Source organism: Parabacteroides provencensis (assembly GCF_900232875.1).
Lineage (GTDB): Bacteria > Bacteroidota > Bacteroidia > Bacteroidales > Tannerellaceae > Parabacteroides > Parabacteroides chinchillae.
Genome location: NZ_LT960501.1, coordinates 1 through 2,383, shown reverse-complemented (window position 1 = coordinate 2,383; position 2,383 = coordinate 1). Strand labels below are relative to the sequence as shown.

The 2,383-nt window shown below is 31.5% G+C and carries 1 protein-coding gene; it reads right to left on the bottom strand.

Features of this window, described 5'->3' with window-relative positions:
* Positions 1-2,383 (bottom strand): nSTAND3 domain-containing NTPase (locus CTY47_RS17010; protein ID WP_158228555.1); only part of this gene is annotated, 2,383 nt, incomplete at both ends.

Here is a 2,383-nt window from a genome sequence, read left to right as displayed (position 1 = left end):
CATTAACGGGTATAAACTCCTTGCTGTTTTCTATGATTTGAAGTATCGGATAAAAGTCAACTCCTGTTAATGAGTTTTGAGACAAAATGAGATGTACCTCATCAACAAACGATAACGTAAATTTTGATTCTGGAATACTTGAATACACTTGTAGTAGCCAATTTGTCCTATGTGGTAATTCTAATTGCTCTGTTATTACATTTATCAATCTGCTGATATCAGCATTTTCTAATTGCACATACTGCCATACAGAATAAGGTCTTATCTTATTTATATCCGTTGATGAAATATATTTCAAGACATCAATATAAAGGTCTGGGCAATTAACTATAATCGCATTCATAACATCTTGTTCATAAGATACAATATGTTGCTCATTGAGTTGTTTTTTTACCTCAGTTATTTCATTAATATCTGATAGTAGTTTTATGTATTGTGGTAATTTATACCCCCGGCAGTAATTACATATCTTGCTTTGCTTTACCTTTAGAGAGTCGCTAAAACTCCGCCTGTCTTCACTTGGCGAAAAGACCTTAAGAACGTTTATTAGATGACATGAGAATGTGCTCAAAATCGATTTATCAAACTTAACCTTCATCCATTTGTAATGCTCGAAAAAATGATGAACAACATAGCAATCCAAGAAGCTACTTTCTGAAAACTTCATTTTGATGTTTTCCATTAGTATAGATAAGTCGAATTGATAAATGGATACTGTTTCTTTATCATACCACCTTGAATGGGATGATAAAAGTCGTCTAAATTCTAATGGATGTGTGTCAGTAAGAGTAAACAAAATAGTCCATGTCTTTTTTCGTAGATCTAAATATAGTTTATCCGAGGAAACGTGCCCACTGTACATTGTGAATTTATTTCCTCTACACTCAGTGTCTCTGAATTCAGTTTTTAATAAACTATTAGCAATTCGAATCAACATTTTTGAATAAAGATGTTTTTCGTCAGAATTTGATATTTTATAAGCTGCAAAATCAACTAATGCGTGTTGAAGATGATAATTATTATCTATTGAAAACCGGCCAATCATCCATTCATCTTCAAGTATTTTTATTAAAAATGGAGTATTAAGTGGTTGTCTTAATATGATTTGAAACATTAAATCCAATGCGGGTTCTGTGTAGTCGAAATTTTTTGTTCCTAAATTCGATAATACTTCCAATTCTTTAGGAGTACTATGAAATGCATAGTGGTTATTATCAAACTCAAAAATGAAATCTTCGTCCATCGAATCCAACTGTTCGATCCATCTCTTCAAATAAAATAACGACTTATTTGGTAAGAAGAACCAAAATGAGTCAATCAGTAACATTAGTTTAGAGTGGTCGGAGCTACTATCTATTTCATCAAATATTGGTTCTACACATTGCTTTATCTGAGATTCAATGGATTCATATCCAAAACTATTTACTAAGGGGATAATACTGTCATTAATGTGGTTGTGTTTATCCATAAAACAATTAATAATTGTTTTATAAGAAAGAATATTTTCGGAAAAAAAAGCTTTGTAATGTATATATGTAGCTAATATCTGATCGGATATTTTCACTACATCATTTTCGTAAAGATCGACTAATTCCAGATCATTTAATGTTTTACAGACTGACCAAAATCGTTCACTACTTATTTCAAATTCACGATATATTATATTATTTGGTTCTTCGTACTCTCGGTGAAGCACTCTGAAGAAAGATATAATTCCTAATACTTTCAAAGAGTCTTCTCCGCTTGCTTTTATTACATCATTATAAATAGGAGAAAAATACAACTCAAATAGTTCACTTACATTTCTTAAAGAATCTAACCTGTTTGTTTCACGAGCGACTTTTGCACACATCATTGCAAGACGGGCATTTCCTCGTGATATTAGGTTGATTCGATATTTGCAAGCATAGCTAAAGTTGAAACCATTGGAATCTAATATATTCGAGATGTCTTCATCTGAAAAACACAATATCTCCGTTGTTTCATAATGGTAATCATATGTCTTTGCGAGAATAGATTCCAATGCATAATCTCTGACAGACACTACAATTTTCAAATTACCTTTTTCAACCATTTTTAAATGATGAAGAATAGCAGAGTAATTTCCACCAACTCGATTAGCATCATCAATAAAAACTATAATCTTACCTTGCTTCTGAATTATACTATGAAATGCTGTATAAACATCTTCTGTGTTAAAATTGGTTAGACAATAGAATTTATATTCATCATATTTAGACGTAAATCTCTTACATAACTCTATTCCGAGTCTTGTTTTTCCAACGCCCGGAGCACCAGTCACAATAAGAATATCAGATTTATCTAATTTGACCAATCCATCATCTATTTCAGATTCTCTACCGTAGAACGTATTACTCAATGG